Below are 253 nucleotides of genomic sequence, written 5' to 3'. Positions count from 1 at the left end.
AAGGCTGAAACTCAAAGGAATTGACGGGGGCCCGCACAAGCGGTGGAGTATGTGGTTTAATTCGACGCAACGCGAAGAACCTTACCAAGCCTTGACATTGATTGCCAGGGAAAGAGATTTCCCGTTCTTCTTCGGAAGACATGAAAACAGGTGGTGCACGGCTGTCGTCAGCTCGTGTCGTGAGATGTTGGGTTAAGTCCCGCAACGAGCGCAACCCCTATCTTCTGTTACCAGCGGTTCGGCCGGGGACTCA

The 253-nt window shown here is 53.4% G+C and carries 1 rRNA gene; it reads left to right on the top strand.

The features are described from left to right. A 16S ribosomal RNA gene (locus ACFCTO_RS12245) occupies window positions 1-253 on the top strand; the annotation flags it as partial.

Origin of the sequence: Megasphaera indica (assembly GCF_046614755.1) — a bacterium.
Taxonomy (GTDB): Bacteria; Bacillota; Negativicutes; order Veillonellales; family Megasphaeraceae; genus Megasphaera; species Megasphaera intestinihominis.
This window is presented reverse-complemented; position numbering and strand designations above follow the sequence as displayed.